The organism is Legionella bononiensis (assembly GCF_016786215.1).
In the GTDB taxonomy this organism is placed as follows: domain Bacteria; phylum Pseudomonadota; class Gammaproteobacteria; order Legionellales; family Legionellaceae; genus Legionella; species Legionella bononiensis.
Genome location: NZ_JADOBG010000011.1, coordinates 131,352 through 148,918, shown reverse-complemented (window position 1 = coordinate 148,918; position 17,567 = coordinate 131,352). Strand labels below are relative to the sequence as shown.

The window sequence follows — 17,567 nt, the reverse complement described above, 5'->3', positions numbered from 1 at the left end:
GTGATCTCCAGAGCATGGCACTGTGGCAACTTATGGAGATCCTTCGCTGCGCTCAGGATGACGTTGTACCTTATGAAACCACTATAACTCCAGAGCACGTCATCCCGAATGCAATGAGGGATCTCCAGAGTATGGCACTGTACCAACTTTTGGAGATCCTTCGCTGCGCTCAGGATGACGTTGTAGCTTATGAAACCACTAGAACTCCAGAACACGTCATCCCGATTGCAATCAGGGATCACCAGAGCATGGCACTGTGGCAACTTATGGGAGATCCTTCGCTGTACTCAAGAAGATGTTATCTGAGGTAATTGCGAGGTTACAGAGTAAGCAAGTAACTGGTCGCCAAACCAGCAAGTAATCCGAATAAGTGACCTTCCCAGGATACTCCCTTTTCTCTTGGAAATATTCCAAAAAAGATACCGGCAAAATAATACAGACTCACCAATCCCAAAATTACTGTGGTTAAGGTGCCTTGTTGATAAATATTACTAATCAAAAATCCCCAGTAACCGGTTATTAAAGCACTGGCGCCTATATGCAAACCAGGTTTGGCGAAACACCAGATTGCCAGACCGCTGAGCACAGTGATGAAGAAAGTCACTACAAGATAATAATACAGACCATTAATTAGAATAAAATTACTTAACACCAGTAAAGGAATTGAGTTGAAAAATATATGATTAAAGTTTGCATGGAGCAACGGAGCACAAATAATTCCAGGGAGTCCACGAAGGTGTCTTGGAATAATACCCAGTAACAGAATTCGTTTCGTAATAAAATGACTGATAAAAAACACTGACCAGGGAATAAGCAGAATAATTCCAAGGGTTCTGGAATTATTCTGCGTTTGAATGATGATTAAATCCAGGCTGCTTCCGAGTTCATTGATCATGATTTTACCATGGGTGATTCGTCTTTTTTAACCGATTTTTGGGGTTGAGCTGGCGGGGTGATTGCAATATTGCGAATGGGTACAAAAAGTAAGGGTTCAACCAAAGTTTGATTGACTATCATGGTCCAATGCAGATGAGGTCCTGTGACCCTTCCGGTCATTCCTACAAGGCCAAGTTCTTGCCCCTGTTTTATTGGTTCACCAGTTTTTACAAGAATTTTGCTCAGATGAGCATAAAGGGAAAATACACCCATACCATGGTCAATAATCACCGTATTTCCAGTAAAAAAATAATCACCGGTTTCTACCACAATACCATCGTTTACTGCATGAATAGGCTCACCTTCGGGTGTTGCAATATCAAGTCCTGAATGGGGATCTCTGGGTTGTTTGTTATAAACTCTTTTCAAGCCGAATAAACTGCTTATGGGTCCACGTAGCGGAGCTGTAAATTGTTGTTTGAATGGATTGGCATTGGAGTAGGTTGCATAGATCTGGGCTAACTTTTGGGTTTCATTTTTGATACGTAATAAATCTTGTGGTTGTGGATCTACCTTGCTAATGTCTTTAATATTTAAAAATTGAGTAGTATAAAATTTATTGCTGACTTGAAACGGGATGGTTGTTTTTACGGGTTTTGTAATGTCCAGATATTGAATTGGTTCACTATTATTTAACGGTATGGCTACAATAAGCAACCACTGATTCGGTTTAACACTGGGAACGACCGGTATTTTGTTCCCATGATAATAAGCTTCTGGTTGTTTTTTAATGTCTATGGGAATTATGGTTAATCCACCATTGACCGCATGATTCTCGGGTAAAGCTATGGCAAATGTACTGGTTGATAAACTCCATAAGAAGAGGGCGGTACAAAGAAATAGTTTGTTCATGATCGTGTTCAGTCCTTAATGTGAGTTACTTCACAAGCTAGATTGCCTTTTGCCAAACGTACTTCTATGGCATCTCCTATATGTACTTGTTGTGTAGTAAAAATTACTTTATTGTTTATCGTGGCTATAGCATATCCTCTTTCTAGTGTAGCCAAGGGGCTTACCGCGTGCAAAGTTGACAAATTATTTGCCAATTGATGCCTCAGTTGAATGACTTTATTTTTGATATGATGAATTAGCTGTAACACGATTTGATTGATGCGGATCTGGGTTTGTTCTATTTGCGTTTTCGGATTGTTTGCATGCAACAAAAATAAACAGCGACTCACATCCTGTTGTTTTCGGTTAATCAATTGAGTTTGATTTGCTACTAATTGTCGTTCCATATAGTCTACTGTTTGCCAATAAGAAATGATGGTTTGCCGCGGCGATGAGATTTTGTCTAATAAGTGGCTGACTTTCAGCTGATGGTTCTGTATGAATCGTGATATTGTCGTGTGTAAGCGGGTTATTGCCTGATTAATACGATTTATTAGCTCAACACAGTTCGGGGTAACGGCGATCGCGGCAGCTGTTGGTGTTTCGGCTCTGAGATCGGCTACGAAATCTGCAATCGTAAAATCGGTTTCATGCCCTACACCAGATACTATGGGAATAGTACTGACGGCGATTTCACGTGCCAGCTGTTCGTTATTAAAGGCCCATAAATCCTCTATGCTCCCTCCACCCCGAGCCAATATCAGTACATCGCATCGAGGGTTTGCATTGGCAAATTGCAAGGCTTTAATCAGTTGTTGCGGTGCTGTTGCACCTTGGACTTCACTTGGATAGATGATGATATGTGCCAGGGGAAAACGACGTGCCAAAGTTGATAAAATATCACGAAGAGCAGCGCCACTCGCTGAAGTGATAATTCCTATGGTTTTTGGTATCTCGGGTATCTTTTTTTTCCTGGCGGGATTAAATAATCCTTCGGATGCAAGTTTATTTTTCAGTTCTTCAAATCGTTGATAGAGTTCTCCAAGACCTGCATCCGTTATTTGATCGACTATGAGCTGATAGTCTCCCCGAGCTTCGTAAAGACTTAATGTACCACTTGCCACGATTTGCTTCCCATCACCAAGTTGTCCTGCTGCAGATCCAAAATGCCTGTTTTTAAAAAACACACAGCGAATTTGAGCTGAGCTGTCTTTTAGAGTGAAATAAAAATGTCCGGATGAGGGTTTGCTTAAATTTGAAATTTCACCTTCAACATGAACTACCCCCATTTCATTTTCAAGATAGCTTTTTACTTGTCTGTTCAGTTGACTGACCGACACTACTGAGAAAAGAGCAACCATAATGAAAAAATATCCTGCAAATCAATCATTTGCTTATAGTAGCAGATAAAAAAAGAATTCAAAAATCTATTGAAGCAACCTGTCACATGAATTAACTTAGTAGGATCGAATTATTCTATAAATTTTTTTCTTTTAATAGGGATGAGGAAGTGGCATGAGACATGCGATAATATTGGTTGCTGTTCTTGGTTCATCGTATGCAGCTGCTGATACTTTATATGATGCTGTTCAACATGGCATGATTTCAAATCCGGATGTTTTGTCAAATACAGCAAAGGGATTGTCTGCCAAACAAGGGATTGATAAGGCTAAAGGTGCTTATTATCCTACAATTGATGTGACTGGTGGCTTTGGTCGCGAGAGAAGTTTAAATCCAACCACTACGGCGATTGATGATACTAATGTTGCCATATTAGATCGTACCGAATCTGCAGTGGAGTTTAAGCAGAATTTGTTTGCTGGTGGCGGGATAGTTAATGAAGTCAAACGAAATCAATACCTAACTCAAGGCCAACGTTGGAAAACTCAGGGTGTTGCTGAAGACTTGGCTCTGGATATCACTAAGGCTTATCTGGCAGTATTAATGCATGAACGTTTATATAGGTATTCTGTAAGTAACCTGCAAGCTCATAGAGCCGTTTTTAAAATGATTAAAGAGCGGGCGGATGCAGGAATTTCGCGTGAAGCTGAAGTAGATCAGGCAGTCGCAAGACTTGCTCTGGCTGAATCCAATAAAATTAGTGCCCAGGCCAATCTTCAGGAAGTGCGTATTAACTATGCGAAACTGGTAGGAAAATGGCCTGAACATTTGACATGGCCACATATACCAACTAATAAGGAATTGCCAAGTACCTTGACTAAGGCACTTGAAAAAGGATTGGATAATCATCCTACAATTAAATCCAGTTATGCAGACATCAAGCAGGCTAAAGCTCAGTATGAAGTAGCAAGAGCCGCATATTATCCCAAAGTCGATTTGGTATTGAGTGCTTCCAAAAACAGGAATCTTAGCGGTTTGGTTGGACCGAATAATTCAGATCTTGCTGCAATTCGTATGAATTATAATGCCTTCCGTGGTGGAGCAGATGAGGCTTATGTTCGTCAGACTGCGTATCAGGTTCAGGAAGCGTATGAAATAAAAAATCGTAGTTTGCTTCAATTGAAGGAAGCAATCAGGTTGTCCTGGAATACGTATACTTCTGCAACACTCAGATTAAAACCTCTAAAAACACATGTCATTGCTTCACGAAAAACACGTACTGCCTATCAGGATGAGTTTAAGGTAGGAAAAAGAACTCTGCTTGACCTGCTGGATTCTCAGAATGAGTATTATCAATCTGAAATTGAGCTGGCTCAAGGTCAAAACGACGAGATGCTGTCACGGTTTAGAATTCTGAATGGAATGGGTAGATTATTGTATTATTTAAAACTAAGATTACCTGTTAATGTAGTAAATAATGATGTATTTAGCTCAGCTCAAACGCATATTTTGTTAAATAAAAAAATGGATGAAATACCTTATCCTAATGATACGGATCATCCCATGCTTTTGGCTCAGCCTGTTAAAAATATGGAAACAACTCCAATAAACAAGGCGATAATCGATAAGAATACTACTTATCCTCAGCAGGTAACGCCTAAATTATGGTATGTTTCAGCAGGTGTTTTCAATGTAAAAAGTAATGCTGTTGCACTGGTAAATCGTTTGATTGGTCTTGGTTTTTCAGCGTTCATAACCAGGTGTGATAATCGCTTGTCAGTGCTTGTAGGACCTTATGAATATCGTGGGCATGCAGGTAATGGAATGGAACGATTAAAGGAACTGGCTCATGTACAAGGGGTACTTGTTACATTCAAAAATCGGCCCCAAAAAGCATAATGGAACACCAGGCACACTTCTTTTGGTGTGCCTGGCTTTTTTTTATTCATTCCATTCTGGTCTTTATGCTTCTACTCCTATAAGTCTTGAAAAAATTCAACAAATGGAGCAAAAATCCCAAGGTGATATCAAAAAAAGATTTCGAGCCTGGGGTAATTTAATAAAAACTCTGGAAAATGAATCCATTGACATAAAATTAGAGAAAGTAAATTCTTTTTTTAATCAATTTGGGTATGAGTCTGATATGCAATCCGAAGGTATTGAGGATTATTGGAAATCTCCTGATGAATTTATTATCGATGGCGGAGGAGATTGTGAGGATTATGCGATCATTAAATATTTTACTTTGATCACCTTAGGTGTGCCAACGGAACGATTGAGAATTACTTACGTTACATCACTTAAATTAAATCAGGCACATATGGTTTTATCTTATTATCCATCACCCGAAGCTGAGCCCCTTATTTTAGACAGTTTGGAACCCGAGATACTGCGGGCGTCCAAACGCACTGATCTCAAACCAATATACAGTTTTAATGGAGAAGGTTTATGGCTTGCTAAACAACGTGGTCAAGGGTCCTTTATGGGACAATCCAAAGGTTTAGGCAAATGGGACGAATTAATAAAACGTATGCAATAAAAGGTGAGAGACCATGACACTGATTAAGAAAATGGCTTTGGGTGCTTTAATGATGTTACTGCTCGTTTTTATTGGCACTTATTTTATTACAATGAATAATGCTCGTAACTTTTTTATCCAGCAAATTGAGAGTAATGCTCAGGATACAGCTACCTCCCTAGGATTGTCGTTATCTCAATCATTATTAAACCATGATCTGCCAACCATGAACGCCATGGTTCAGGCAGTATTTGATAGAGGCTACTTTTCCTTTATTCGGGTTAAAGACATTAAGGGAAAGGTTCTTATCACCAAAAAACTGATGGCCCAGCAACATGATGTTCCTCAATGGTTTGTCCATTTGATCCAATGGCCGTTAACTGAAAAATCGTCGCTGGTTATGGATGGATGGATGCAGGCAGGAGTAGTATCTGTTATCAGTGATCCCAGTAATGTTTATAGTGCTCTGTGGCGTAATGCAGTAGAAATGGTTAAGGCTTATATTATTTTTGCTTTAGTCGTTCTGCTACTAACTTATGGGTTTATTCAGCTGTTATTGAGACCTTTAAAACGAGTTACTGCACAGGCTCTAGCCATATCAGAACATGAGTTTCCAATTGAAAAGCACATACCTCGAACGCCTGAATTGAAGCAGGTGACACTGGCGATGAATCAGATGGTGCTAAAAATTAAATCATTATTTGAAGATCAATTACAACAAGCTGAATTATTGCGTGTACAGGTTTATCAGGATCCGTTGACAGGATTAAGTAATCGTCGGTATTTTTTACAACAATTATCTGCAATTCTGGATAATGAGGATGAGTTTATTCCCGGTTACGTCCTGATGATCGTTATTGACGGGTTGGATGATCTGAACCAAAAACATGGTTATCAGCAAGGAGATAATCTGGTTTTAGTCGTTGCCAAAATATGCAAGGAATTCTGGAATCACTCTTCAGTCAGTACTATTGCACGAATTAGCGGAAGTACCTTTGCGGTAATTAATCACGAGCAAGATCCGGAGATATTTGATAAGCAATGTAAGGAGTTTGAGAGTAGTTTAAGACAGGCAATTAGTGAGATTAAACCTTGTGAATCCCATATGGGAGCCGCTGGATATTTTGCTCATCAAAGTGTATCCAACTTATTATCCATGGTTGATTTGTCGGTTAAAAAAGCCCGTGAACTCCAGGTGTTCTATTGCCAGAAAGAACATGATACGTTTAAGTATCCGCGCTTAATTACTCGTGATGACCTGGTCAATTTCTTGGACAAAAAAAACATGTATTTGTATGCGCAAGGGGTTACCAACGGCAAAGATTTTCTACATAAAGAGATCTTTGTAAGAATTCAAGATCAGGATAATGATGAATTAGGGGCGGGTTATTTTATGCCAGTGGCTGAAAAAATGGGATTGGCTTTTCTGATTGATCTGTATGTTCTTAAAGAATTGACTGCCAAAAAAATTGCCTCCACTGAGTGTTTTGCACTGAACATATCGGAAGATACTTTGGTGAATAAAGAGCATAGAGAAGCTTATTTACAACAATTAAAAAATACACCGCCGGATATATTAAAAAATTTATCTTTAGAAATAAGTGAGAACAAGGTACTGGACTCGTTTCCTGATGTGAAATTATTTGCCAAGCAAGCTCAAAAATTGGGAGTTAAGATTGGCGTGGATCGTGTTGGGATTCATTTTTCTCCTCTTCATTATTTAAGTGAATTACATGTCGATTATGTAAAATTGCATGGTAGCCTGGTACAGGATATTGATGAAAATGAGAGTAAGCAGTTTTTTATTCATTATTTTAACGAAATGGCTAAAACCCTGGACATTCAGGTCGTTGCAACACAGGTAGAACAGGAAGCCCAATGGCATGCTTTGGAACTGGTTCATGTTTCATGGGGGCAGGGGCGTTATCTGGATTCAATTGCTTTACTGGATTAAGAGATTTTTCTTAACTGTACATCCATTGAGAGTGGCATGATTGAGTTCCTGAATAATTGACGAGCTAAGCCTCTGTAAAATAAATCAAGAATACGTTATGATAAACTTTCGATAATTCACAATAAAAATAATATGAACTATTGTCGCAATCAGCAAACATATTTCTTTATACCGTTCTTATTGTTGTTAACGAGTGTTATTTTAACTGGATGCGTCGATTTATCCGGTTCCCGAAGTGCTTATAGAAAAAAAGCGATACATAATACCAGTACCGTGAATAAAAATACGCCAAAGGGGAACACAGTACCTGTTAAAAAAGGTGAAGTGCATACCATGCGAGGCGGCTTAGGTATTTTTAGTAAGGGTATGAATCAATTAAGAGATACAGTAGCAGATAAATACCACATTTCATCTCGAAGTACTATGTGGTATAACGCAGGTGAAGTAAGTCGAAACATTATTGATCGGTATTACAGACAAAAAGAACACAGACCGATTATATTAATTGGCCATTCATTGGGCGCCAATGAGCAGATTAAGGTTGCGCGTAATCTAAATGACGCAGGTGTTCCTGTTGCGCTGTTAGTTACGGTTGATGCCGTATCTCAAACCATAGTACCTCCAAACGTAAAACAGGTGCTTAATGTTTATAAACCTGGTTATGTTCCTATGTTTAGTGGTTTAAAGTTAAGGGCAGTAAATCCGGAAGCAACTCATATTGAAAACGTAAATGTAGATTCATTAAAAGAGGTTAATGTAAACCACTTTACTATTGATAAAGATAAAGTCGTACAGGCGATGATATTAGATAAAGTTGAAAAGGTGTTAATTGATGGAAATAGTAAGGGCGCATAAAGACTGTTTATCTCCTCGTATCTGTGTTATTGGAGCTGGCCCAAGTGGAATTGCAGCAATTAAAAATTTACAGGAACAAGGTTTAACCGATATCACAGCTTTTGAAAAAAACAATCAAATAGGCGGTAATTGGGTTTATGATGAGAATAATAATCATTCAAGTGTCTATGAAACTACTCATATTATCAGTTCAAAGAGGTGGTCGGAATTTGAAGACTTTCCTATGCCCGCGGAATATTCTGACTATCCATCCCATGCGCAGTTATTAAATTATTTTAAGAGCTATGCTGAACATTTCGATCTGAACAAGTATGTTCGTTTTAATACTACGGTTTTAAAAGTTACACGAACTGATGATCAGAAATGGAACGTACTTTATGAGGATTCACATGGTACTCATGAAGAGTGCTATGACTTTTTGTTGGTAGCAAATGGCCATCATTGGGATCCCACTGTGCCTAAATATCAAGGGGAATTTTCTGGTGAGGTGCTTCATTCCCACCAATATAAAAAAGCATCAGTTTTTAAAGATAAACGTGTATTAGTAGTCGGTGGCGGAAATTCAGCCTGTGATGTAGCCGTAGAAATTTCTCGAGTGTCTCCTAAAACCTGCATCAGTATGCGCCGCGGATATCATATTTTTCCCAAATTTATTTTTGGTAAACCTACTGATGTAGCTGTAGCTAAAATTCAGTGGATGCCGTCCTGGTTAAGACAGAAATTTATCAGTTTGGTAGTCAGAGGCTTACAGGGACGCTATGGTAAATACAAATTAATGAAACCCGATTGCGGCCCTTTAGAAATACATCCCACAATCAACTCGGAGCTACTTTATTTTATTCGTCATGGAAAAATAATACCTCGCCCAGGAATATCCCATTTCGAAGGGAATGAAGTGCATTTTACAGATGGCAGCAAAGATGAGTTTGATACAGTCATTTTTGCAACAGGGTATCAAATCAGTTTTCCTTTTTTTGATAAAGAGTGTCTTGATTTTAGTAATTCCACCAAAATTCCTCTTTATCGAAAAATGATGCATCCAGATTTTGATAATTTATATTTTATTGGTCTTTGTCAACCACAAGGGTGTATTTGGCCTTTAGCTGATTATCAATCGAAAATTGTTGCACGCATTATCAATGGAAGTTTACAGCGACCAGAGCAGTTGCATAAAAAAATAGAGAAGGAAATTAATAAACCGCATTATCGCTTCAAGTCCAACAGGCGTCATGCCCTGGAGGTTGACTATCACATGTTTCGGCGTGAATTATTAGAAATGCTGGGAAAAAAACGATTTAGTTTAAAATTTAACTCTTGATTGATTGTCAGCAATTGTAGCCTGTATTAGACGAAGTCGTAATGCAGGGTTGTTTCGTCAGAGCTATAAGCGTTGGAAATTGCTTGAGAAGGTTGAACCTGTATTACGACTTCGTCTAATACAGGCTACGACTTACATTTTTTGAATTTTCTCTAAACTAAAACTCGTTTACGTTTGATTAGAGAATTCATCAGTTTTTCAATGTTATTAATATATGGGTTTTCCTGCCGGAGGATGGCGTTTGTTCGTTCCTCACAGTACCCCTTAACTTCTTTGTCCGGCAATATATAAAATCGTTTTAGTTCCACTTCTTGAATAATATGCAACGCGACATCTGATGCAGGGCGTGAATGCGCTAACAGTGAATTTAAAGACTCGTGAAATGCAGACTGGGATTCAGCTGAATTATTGGATAGCAATGCGGTATCAGTAAATGAAGGGAAAACTACTGACACATCAACAGGTTTTTCAAGTCGTTTAAGATCATAAAACAGTGATTCAGATAATGCCAAAACAGCATGTTTTGACATGGAATACGCTGCAATTTGTGAACCGGAACACAGTCCATACATACTTCCCATATTTATAATATGGGAATGGAATTGTTGTTTGAATAAATAAGGCATAAAAATCCGGATGACATGAGTCATCCCATATAAATTGACATCCATAACCTGGTTCAATTGTTCTGGCTGTAATTCCCAGACGGGTGCCAAAGTACCCATGATTCCTGCATTATTAAAAAGCCAGTCTATTCTTCCACAATGAGTATCTACATAGTGCAGCAGTTGTACAATTTCATCAGGTTTTGTGATATCACAGGTTTTATTGAGTACTGATCCAGGAAATAAGGCGATCAGCGTGTTGGCCTCTTTAATCAGTCTGGAGCCGTCCTTATCGACCATGACTACCTTGATACCACGTTGTAGGCATATATGGCTTAGAGCTAGTCCTATGCCGCTTGCAGCACCAGTAATTACAGCAACCTTCATTTTAGTTCCCCAGTATTCTGTTGTTTAATTGGTTGTACTTCGTCAACGGATAGAGTGTTTTGATGATTCAGTAATTCACTCCCAACGTTCCCTGACTTGTTAGCGGGATTCAGAGATCCAGTAAGATTGGCGAACATAATGTATTTATCAAGATCGAACTGGATCTCGCGAACAAGTCGCGGGACGTCGAAATTAGAGTCGTCAAAAAACTGAATCAATCGGTTCATTCTTCTTCGGTCTACACATCATGTTTGATGCATAATGAAGAGAAACCCAATTTCAGAAGGGTATCACAATTTATTCTGATACCAAACTGTCATCAATCATGAGGCACATTGTGTATCATCTTATTAACCCAGGGTAACGTCATCCCGAATGCACTGTGGGAGCTCCTGAATGTGGTGCTGTGCCTGGATTTGGAGATCCTTCACTGCGTTCAGGATGACGTGATAATCTCCGAGCACGTCATCCCGAATGCAATGTGGGAGCTCCTGAATTTGGTGCTGTGCCTGGATTTGGAGATCCTTCACTGCGTTCAGGATGACGTGATAATTTCCGAGTACATCATCCCGAATGCAATGAGGGATCTCCTGAATTTGGTGCTGTGCCTGCATTGGGAGACCCTTCACTGCGTTCAGGATGACGTGATAATCTCCGAGCACGTCATCCCGAATGCAATGAGGGATCTCCTGAGTTTGGTGCAGTGCCTGCATTGGGAGATCCTTCACTGCATTCAGGATGACGTGATAATCTCCGAACACGTCATCCCGAATGCAATGAGGGATCTCCTGAGTTTGGTGCAGTGCCTGCATTTGGAGATTCTTCACTGCGTTCAGGTTGTCAGATTTCCTGAATTTATTTAGGGGCTAGTGCAATGTGTAAGTCCTGATTTTATGATTCGCTAGAAATAATTTGGATTACCACCAATACATGAAATTGGCTTTGCTATAATTAATTAAAATGACAACTGAAAGGTGTTACTTTGAGAAACAGCGAAATACCAAATGACCCATATGAGTATCCCGAGGAGCCGATGGAATATCCAATAACTCCAGAGCCATTTGAACCCGGTTACCCTGAATTGCCTGAACCTGAGCCCATTCAAACTCCTGAACCAGGATATGAAGAATAATTTAACAGGGATCGCTTATTAATCCCTTGAGTGCTTCACCAATATTTTTGGAGCGCATGAGACTTTCTCCGATAAGAAATGTATTAATCCCATGAGACTGCATTAATTTAATGTCGTCACGCGTATTGATTCCGCTTTCTGTAATAATCATTTTATCTACGGGTACATACTGTTTGAGTTGAATGCTTAATTGCATGTCGGTCTTAAAGGTATGTAAACTGCGGTTGTTTATGCCTATTAATGGAGTAGGTAATTTTATGGCCCGTTCCAGTTCTTCTCTAGTATGACTTTCAACCAGTACAGACAGGTTAAGTTCCTGGGCTAACTGACAAAAATCAGCTAACTGTGGGTCATCTAGCATCGCAACAATAAGAAGGATGCAATCAGCGCCCAAAGCCAGACTTTCATGGATTTGGTACGGATCGATAATAAAATCCTTTCGTAAAACAGGTAGATTGCACTGTAATTTTGCCAGCGCTAAATAATCAGGGTGACCTTGAAAAAAATGTGTATCGGTCAGAACAGATATACATTTTGCGCCATTTTGGGCATAAATAGTTGCAATTTCCGCGACATCAAAGTCTTCTCTAATGAGTCCTTTACTTGGAGACGCTTTTTTTATTTCTGCAATGATCGCAGGAGACGAACTGTGTTGAAGCGCTGCTAGAAAATCTCGTTTTTCTATAAAGTGTTCTTTGGAAAGAGAACTCAGGGGCTTAATTTTTTTTGAGTGTGCAACCTCTTCCTGCTTATATTGAGCAATGCGTTGTAAAATACTATTCATGGTGTGATTCTTTATTTAAGTTTTGAGTTAGGATACGAAGATTGGTGAAACATTGAGCTGCGTTACCACTGTCTATTGACGTTTTGGCCTGCTCAAGCGCAAGTTCGAATGATAAATCATCTTTGGCACAATAAATTGCCGCTGCAGAATTAAGCAGAACCATGTCACGCGCTGGCCCAGGTATCCCGGAAAATACGGATGTAATCAATTCCAGACTTTGCTGGGGTGAGTCGACAATAATTGCATCCAGCGAGCGGTGTTTTATACCATATTGCTCAGGATTGATTAACCATTCTTTATACACTCCATTACGGTACTCCACAACATCAGTAGGTGAAGCAATACTGATTTCATCCAGTCCATCATGCGAACTGATCACCAGTGAACGTTCACAGCCTAAATTAGCCAGTACAGTAGATAAAGGTTTTAACCAGGTACCAGGGTAAACTCCGACAACCTGTTTTTTTACTTGCGCTGGATTGACCAATGGACCCAGTAAATTGAACAGAGTTCTAATTCCTAATTGTTGACGCGCTGATCGTGCATGCTGCATGGCCGGGTGATAATGGGGGGCAAACAGAAAAGCCAAACCGCATTGTTTGATGCAGGTATGCATCTGCTCGTCAGTAAGATTCAAGATAAATCCCGCCTGTTCCAATAAATCGGCACTACCACTACGGCTTGATACGGAACGATTCCCATGCTTAGCAACTTGAACTCCTGCTCCAGCGACAACAAAACTGCAGGCAGTGGATACGTTAAAGGTATTTTTACCGTCACCACCAGTGCCAACGATATCAATCAGATTCTCGCCCAGTTCAATAGGATGAGCTAATTTTCGCATTACTTTTGCTGCAGCGGTCAGTTCATTGGCTGTTTCACCTTTCATTCTCATGAGCGCCAAAAAGGTAGCGATTTGCGTATCATTCAATTGACCCGTCATACAGTCATGAATAACTTCATGCATCTGAGAAGGACTCAGATCCTTCTTCGCGATTAGCTGTTCAAATAGTTGATTGGGTTTCATAATTTAAAAAATTCTCTAATAATTGCAAACCGTATTGGCTTAAAATTGCTTCCGGGTGAAATTGTAGACCAAAAAGGGGATATTGACGATGTGAAATTGCCATAATTGTATTATCTGTCCAGGCATCTATAGAAAAACAATCCGGTAAATTTGATTCTTCGACTGCCAGAGAGTGGTATCTTGTGGCTTTAAAGTTGTTGGGAATATTCTTGAAGAGTCCTTTGTTATTATGGTGGATTTCTGACGTTTTCCCATGCATGATTTCAGGTGCAGGGATAATTGTTCCCCCAAAAGCCTGAGCCAGACACTGATGACCAAGACAAACACCTAATATTGGAATCTCTTGATGTAGTGCTCTGATTGCCTCTAAGGAAATGCCTGCCTCATCTGGCGATTTTGGACCGGGTGAGATGACTAGAAATTCAGGCGCAAGTCTTCTTATATCGTTTATATTAATTTGATCATTAGGATGAACCGTAACTTCCTGGTTCAAACATTGAAAATATTGTACCAGGTTATAAGTAAATGAGTCGTAATTATCAATCAGTAAAAGCATTGGGATCCTATAAAGCAAAATCCTCGCCGAGGTATACTGCCCTTACTTGTTTATTCGCCAGGATGACTTCCGGAGCGCCTTCACATAAAATTTTTCCTTGGCTTACAATATAGGCTCGTTCACAAATATCCAGTGTTTCCCGGACATTATGATCAGTAATTAATACCCCAATACCATGATCGCATAAATGCTGAATAATTTTTTTAATGTCTATGACCGAAATAGGATCAACACCGGCAAAAGGTTCATCAAGTAAAATAAAGGAAGGTTCAATGGCCAAAGCTCTTGCGATTTCAACTCGTCTTCTTTCTCCGCCAGATAATGACATTCCCAAACTTTTTTCAATATGGGTAATATGGAATTCCTGAAGAAGCAGATCCAGCTTTTCTTCGCGAGCCTGATCGTCTAAATCAGTCCGGAGTTGCAATATTGCCATGATGTTTTCTGCAACGGTGAGTTTACGGAATACGGAAGCTTCCTGTGGCAGATAGCTGATCCCTAATCGTGCCCTTTGGTGCATTGCTGAATGCGTAATGTCTTTACCATTAAGAATTATTTGACCTTCATCACAGGATTGCAGGCCAACTATCATATAGAAACAGGTGGTTTTACCTGCACCATTAGGCCCCAGTAATCCAACGCATTCGCCTTTTTTAATATTAATGCTAATGCCATTAACAACAGTTCTGGATTTAAATGATTTTTTTAACTCTATGGCTTCTAATAGACTCATGTCGGTTTCTTTTCTGGGTAGATTATGATTGTTGTTCTGGTTTTCCCGTCGCTTTCAGATACAACATGCTGCTCCAAAGTATCATAGCTAATTTTAGCCGCAGCTAATGAATTGGTTCCTTGTTCTATACGTGCGTTACCAATTAACTCTATCAGATGTTTTAATGGATAATATTTTATAGTATCGGCGTAGGCATGGAAGGGCGGTTTGTCTGGCCCGGTTTCGGTCCAGTAATGAGCTTGTTTTCCATTTTCTCCATTGGCTATGGCCAGGGTTAACTGATTTTTGGCATCACCTTGAGTTATCGCCTTTGCAGCATTCAGTTTGGTTGTGCCTTGGATGAATTCAACATTACCAGTATAGATTCCTTTATGGTTTTTTTGACTTAAATCCGCGGAATCAGATACTACATGCATAATCTGTTCTTTGTCCGTGGGCAGGGCATATCCAACCATCAAGTTCAGCATCAGAATTAAAAATAAACTGAAGTTAACCTTTGGCTGGCTCATAGCTTCCTCTGGCTTGGTGGAGCAGTTCGACGCGTTTTTCATCAAGGTAAGCATTCATTCCAGTTGACTGAATGATATTTCCTGGTTGTTCAAAGGTTACGAACAAATCTGTAGTCGCTTTTTTTTCTTTAGGGTAATAGGTTACTTCTTCTGTTTTCAAGGTGCTTTCCTGAGTTTTATCACCAGGATTTTGATGAACAATAACCTGTTCTATAAACTTAATGCGTTTGCCTCCATCATATGATTTAGCTCGCAGTGAATTAATTTCCCATGCAGGTTGATCTTCCTGATTGATAATAATATGTGGTGTCTTAAGCAGGTGGATGTCATCTTTTGGAATATGTTCCATTAAAGGAGTAGTTAATAAATTAATCAGTACCCCTTCATTATTAAATTGCCTGACGGTCAGGTGAGTGATTGTGGTATCAATAGTCGTCGATAAAACATCATTATCCAAGCTGATATGTTTCTTGGAGTTGGAAAGATACCAACTTGAGCAGGTCAAAAGTGCTAGTGCTAAAAACAACCATATTGCTTGTTTGATGGCATTCATTGTTTTAGATAACCTTCAAGTGCTAAGTCCATTTTATTTTGTGCGCTCAGAATTAAGTCGCATAGTTCCCTGACTGCTCCACGTCCACCTGTTTGTTGCGTTTGCCAATCTGCAAACTCTTTAACTTGAGGTACGGCGTTTCCAACTGCTACCCCCAATCCTACTTGCTGAATTAATGGCAAGTCCGGTAAATCATCGCCAATATAGGCGAATTGCTCATCGTGCAGCCCCAGTGTTTTTTTAAGCTGTTGATATGCGTCGCGTTTGTCAACTTGCCCCTTGAAATAATGGGTGATTCCTAATTGCTTCATTCTGTGGTCTACAACTGCATTTCGAGCGGTAGTAATTACAGCAACTTCTATGCCAATTGCCATAAGAAGTTTCAAACCCATCCCATCTTGGACATGAAAAGATTTTAATTCATTGCCATGATTGTCTATGTGAAGCAGCCCATCGGTAAGTACTCCATCGACATCACAAATAAGGCATTGAATTTTTTTTGCTTTTTCAAATAATTCGTTCATTTTATTCTCTAAATTAAAAAACACCGGCTCTTAATAAATCATGTAAATGGAGCACAGCATAAGGTCGGTTCATATCATCCACCACGACTAATGAAGTGATACTGTATTTTTGCATAATCGCCAAAGCTTCAGCTGCCAGCATTCCCATATGGATGGTTCTGCAGTTGCGGGTCATTACTTCCTTAAGCTGAGTCGTATTAATATCGTATTGACGGGTTAAGGTTCTTCGAACATCACCATCAGTATAAACACCGACCAGATATCCTTGATTGTCTACAACGCAGGTCATGCCAAGCTTTTTGTCCGTTACTTCAATCAGGGCTTCACTAATCGTTGCCTTCTCATTGGTCAGGGGGAGCTGATCACCTTTATGGCATAAATCATCAATTCGGAGTAACAGTTTTTTACCCAATGCACCACCTGGATGCGACAAGGCAAAGTCTTCGGCACTAAAACCACGTGCCTGAAGAAGGGCTATAGCTAATGCATCTCCCATAACCAGTGAAACGGTGGTGCTTGTTGTCGGAGCAAGACCCAATGGACATGCTTCTTGTTTGATGCTGACATCCAGATTGACATCGGCTGATTTAGCCAGGGTAGAATCAACATTCCCGGTCAGAGTTATCAACGGTACTTCAAGACGTTTTAATAAAGGCAAGATGGTTACAATTTCTACGGTATTACCGGAATGAGAAATTGCTACAACGGTATCTTGACGAGTGATCATGCCCAGATCACCATGACTTGCTTCGCCGGGATGCATAAAAAAAGCGGGGCTGCCGGTACTGGAGAACGTAGCGGCCAATTTATTGGCTATATGCCCGGATTTGCCCATCCCGGTTACTACGATGCGCCCTTTACAGGCAAGTAATAACTCACAGGCTTTTTCAAATCGAGCATCAATTCTCTGAGTTAATTCGAAGACAGCTTGTGCTTCAGTTTCAATAACTGCTAGTCCAAGTGTGCAAAAATTCATAGGCAATTTGTATTTTTTTTTGTGTATT

20 protein-coding genes are annotated in these 17,567 nt (G+C 39.7%); 6 read left to right on the top strand and 14 right to left on the bottom strand.

The features are described from left to right. Positions 1-311 (top strand): hypothetical protein (locus IZU94_RS08350; protein WP_203109786.1); only part of this gene is annotated, 311 nt, incomplete at its 5' end. Positions 312-319: 8 nt separating this feature from the next. Here the strand turns inward: IZU94_RS08350 and IZU94_RS08345 are convergent. From IZU94_RS08345 to xseA, 3 genes are read right to left on the bottom strand one after another with little or no spacing between them, the layout of a single operon-like run. After that, positions 320-895, bottom strand: a complete 576-nt coding sequence (locus tag IZU94_RS08345; RefSeq protein ID WP_203109784.1) for a rhomboid family intramembrane serine protease — start codon at positions 893-895, stop codon at positions 320-322. Continuing rightward, complete coding sequence (locus IZU94_RS08340) at positions 892-1,788, bottom strand: M23 family metallopeptidase (RefSeq protein WP_203109782.1); 897 nt, start codon at positions 1,786-1,788, stop codon at positions 892-894. Before IZU94_RS08340 ends, IZU94_RS08345 begins: the two co-directional genes overlap by 4 nt. 8 nt (positions 1,789-1,796) lie before the next feature. Next, positions 1,797-3,128: an exodeoxyribonuclease VII large subunit gene (gene xseA / locus IZU94_RS08335; protein ID WP_203109780.1), complete on the bottom strand. Its 1,332-nt coding sequence runs from the start codon at positions 3,126-3,128 to the stop codon at positions 1,797-1,799. Positions 3,129-3,282: 154 nt separating this feature from the next. Between xseA and IZU94_RS08330 the strand changes: the two genes are divergently transcribed. The 5 genes from IZU94_RS08330 (at position 3,283) to IZU94_RS08310 (ending at position 9,753) form a co-directional block, all read left to right on the top strand. After that, entirely contained in the window at positions 3,283-5,007 is a 1,725-nt protein-coding gene (locus IZU94_RS08330; protein WP_203109778.1) for a TolC family outer membrane protein, read from the top strand. After that, positions 4,958-5,647, top strand: coding sequence for a transglutaminase-like cysteine peptidase (locus tag IZU94_RS08325; protein WP_203109777.1), 690 nt, complete (start codon positions 4,958-4,960; stop codon positions 5,645-5,647). Before IZU94_RS08330 ends, IZU94_RS08325 begins: the two co-directional genes overlap by 50 nt. 13 nt (positions 5,648-5,660) lie before the next feature. Then, positions 5,661-7,580, top strand: a complete 1,920-nt coding sequence (locus tag IZU94_RS08320) for a bifunctional diguanylate cyclase/phosphodiesterase (protein WP_203109776.1) — start codon at positions 5,661-5,663, stop codon at positions 7,578-7,580. A 132-nt stretch (positions 7,581-7,712) separates the two neighbouring features. Next, positions 7,713-8,435 carry a hypothetical protein gene (locus tag IZU94_RS08315; RefSeq protein ID WP_203109775.1) on the top strand — a complete coding sequence of 241 codons (723 nt, stop codon included), beginning with the start codon at positions 7,713-7,715 and terminating at the stop codon, positions 8,433-8,435. Continuing rightward, entirely contained in the window at positions 8,413-9,753 is a 1,341-nt protein-coding gene (locus IZU94_RS08310) for a flavin-containing monooxygenase (RefSeq protein WP_203109773.1), read from the top strand. The genes IZU94_RS08315 and IZU94_RS08310 overlap by 23 nt, the downstream gene beginning before the upstream one ends. A gap of 152 nt (positions 9,754-9,905) precedes the next feature. On the opposite strand, the gene IZU94_RS08305 is transcribed toward IZU94_RS08310, so the two are convergent. The 11 genes from IZU94_RS08305 to IZU94_RS08255 all read right to left on the bottom strand — a co-directional run bounded on the left by IZU94_RS08305 (position 9,906) and on the right by IZU94_RS08255 (position 17,539). After that, entirely contained in the window at positions 9,906-10,745 is an 840-nt protein-coding gene (locus IZU94_RS08305; protein ID WP_203109771.1) for an SDR family NAD(P)-dependent oxidoreductase, read from the bottom strand. After that, positions 10,742-10,972: a hypothetical protein gene (locus IZU94_RS08300; RefSeq protein WP_203109769.1), complete on the bottom strand. Its 231-nt coding sequence runs from the start codon at positions 10,970-10,972 to the stop codon at positions 10,742-10,744. Before IZU94_RS08300 ends, IZU94_RS08305 begins: the two co-directional genes overlap by 4 nt. A gap of 123 nt (positions 10,973-11,095) precedes the next feature. Next, positions 11,096-11,572, bottom strand: a complete 477-nt coding sequence (locus IZU94_RS08295; RefSeq protein WP_203109768.1) for a hypothetical protein — start codon at positions 11,570-11,572, stop codon at positions 11,096-11,098. Between the two features lie 306 nt (positions 11,573-11,878). Next, complete coding sequence (gene trpC / locus IZU94_RS08290) at positions 11,879-12,661, bottom strand: indole-3-glycerol phosphate synthase TrpC (protein ID WP_203109767.1); 783 nt, start codon at positions 12,659-12,661, stop codon at positions 11,879-11,881. After that, positions 12,654-13,688 carry an anthranilate phosphoribosyltransferase gene (trpD, locus tag IZU94_RS08285; protein ID WP_203109766.1) on the bottom strand — a complete coding sequence of 345 codons (1,035 nt, stop codon included), beginning with the start codon at positions 13,686-13,688 and terminating at the stop codon, positions 12,654-12,656. Before trpD ends, trpC begins: the two co-directional genes overlap by 8 nt. Then, positions 13,666-14,244: an anthranilate synthase component II gene (locus IZU94_RS08280; RefSeq protein ID WP_203109765.1), complete on the bottom strand. Its 579-nt coding sequence runs from the start codon at positions 14,242-14,244 to the stop codon at positions 13,666-13,668. The genes trpD and IZU94_RS08280 overlap by 23 nt, the downstream gene beginning before the upstream one ends. A gap of 7 nt (positions 14,245-14,251) precedes the next feature. Beyond that, positions 14,252-14,977 carry an LPS export ABC transporter ATP-binding protein gene (gene lptB, locus IZU94_RS08275; RefSeq protein WP_203109764.1) on the bottom strand — a complete coding sequence of 242 codons (726 nt, stop codon included), beginning with the start codon at positions 14,975-14,977 and terminating at the stop codon, positions 14,252-14,254. Further along, on the bottom strand, positions 14,974-15,486 hold the full coding sequence (gene lptA, locus IZU94_RS08270) for a lipopolysaccharide transport periplasmic protein LptA (RefSeq protein WP_203109763.1): 513 nt from the start codon (positions 15,484-15,486) through the stop codon (positions 14,974-14,976). The genes lptB and lptA overlap by 4 nt, the downstream gene beginning before the upstream one ends. After that, positions 15,467-16,039 (bottom strand): LPS export ABC transporter periplasmic protein LptC, encoded by a 573-nt coding sequence (lptC, locus tag IZU94_RS08265; RefSeq protein ID WP_203109761.1) that lies wholly within the window; start codon positions 16,037-16,039, stop codon positions 15,467-15,469. Before lptC ends, lptA begins: the two co-directional genes overlap by 20 nt. Further along, positions 16,036-16,563: a 3-deoxy-manno-octulosonate-8-phosphatase KdsC gene (kdsC, locus tag IZU94_RS08260; RefSeq protein WP_203109759.1), complete on the bottom strand. Its 528-nt coding sequence runs from the start codon at positions 16,561-16,563 to the stop codon at positions 16,036-16,038. Before kdsC ends, lptC begins: the two co-directional genes overlap by 4 nt. Positions 16,564-16,576: 13 nt before the next feature. After that, entirely contained in the window at positions 16,577-17,539 is a 963-nt protein-coding gene (locus tag IZU94_RS08255; protein WP_203109757.1) for a KpsF/GutQ family sugar-phosphate isomerase, read from the bottom strand. Between the last annotated feature and the right edge of the window lie 28 nt (positions 17,540-17,567).

Coding starts and splice junctions, on each gene's coding strand:
- kdsC (WP_203109759.1), bottom strand. CDS start 16,563: ATGAACGAATTATTTGAAAAAGCAAAAAAAATTCAATGCCTTATTTGT.
- IZU94_RS08315 (WP_203109775.1), top strand. CDS start 7,713: ATGAACTATTGTCGCAATCAGCAAACATATTTCTTTATACCGTTCTTA.
- xseA (WP_203109780.1), bottom strand. CDS start 3,128: ATGGTTGCTCTTTTCTCAGTAGTGTCGGTCAGTCAACTGAACAGACAA.
- lptC (WP_203109761.1), bottom strand. CDS start 16,039: ATGAATGCCATCAAACAAGCAATATGGTTGTTTTTAGCACTAGCACTT.
- IZU94_RS08305 (WP_203109771.1), bottom strand. CDS start 10,745: ATGAAGGTTGCTGTAATTACTGGTGCTGCAAGCGGCATAGGACTAGCT.
- IZU94_RS08300 (WP_203109769.1), bottom strand. CDS start 10,972: ATGAACCGATTGATTCAGTTTTTTGACGACTCTAATTTCGACGTCCCG.
- trpC (WP_203109767.1), bottom strand. CDS start 12,661: ATGAATAGTATTTTACAACGCATTGCTCAATATAAGCAGGAAGAGGTT.
- IZU94_RS08255 (WP_203109757.1), bottom strand. CDS start 17,539: ATGAATTTTTGCACACTTGGACTAGCAGTTATTGAAACTGAAGCACAA.
- IZU94_RS08320 (WP_203109776.1), top strand. CDS start 5,661: ATGACACTGATTAAGAAAATGGCTTTGGGTGCTTTAATGATGTTACTG.
- IZU94_RS08280 (WP_203109765.1), bottom strand. CDS start 14,244: ATGCTTTTACTGATTGATAATTACGACTCATTTACTTATAACCTGGTA.
- IZU94_RS08325 (WP_203109777.1), top strand. CDS start 4,958: ATGTACAAGGGGTACTTGTTACATTCAAAAATCGGCCCCAAAAAGCAT.
- IZU94_RS08330 (WP_203109778.1), top strand. CDS start 3,283: ATGAGACATGCGATAATATTGGTTGCTGTTCTTGGTTCATCGTATGCA.
- IZU94_RS08345 (WP_203109784.1), bottom strand. CDS start 895: ATGATCAATGAACTCGGAAGCAGCCTGGATTTAATCATCATTCAAACG.
- trpD (WP_203109766.1), bottom strand. CDS start 13,688: ATGAAACCCAATCAACTATTTGAACAGCTAATCGCGAAGAAGGATCTG.
- IZU94_RS08340 (WP_203109782.1), bottom strand. CDS start 1,788: ATGAACAAACTATTTCTTTGTACCGCCCTCTTCTTATGGAGTTTATCA.
- lptA (WP_203109763.1), bottom strand. CDS start 15,486: ATGAGCCAGCCAAAGGTTAACTTCAGTTTATTTTTAATTCTGATGCTG.
- IZU94_RS08310 (WP_203109773.1), top strand. CDS start 8,413: ATGGAAATAGTAAGGGCGCATAAAGACTGTTTATCTCCTCGTATCTGT.
- lptB (WP_203109764.1), bottom strand. CDS start 14,977: ATGAGTCTATTAGAAGCCATAGAGTTAAAAAAATCATTTAAATCCAGA.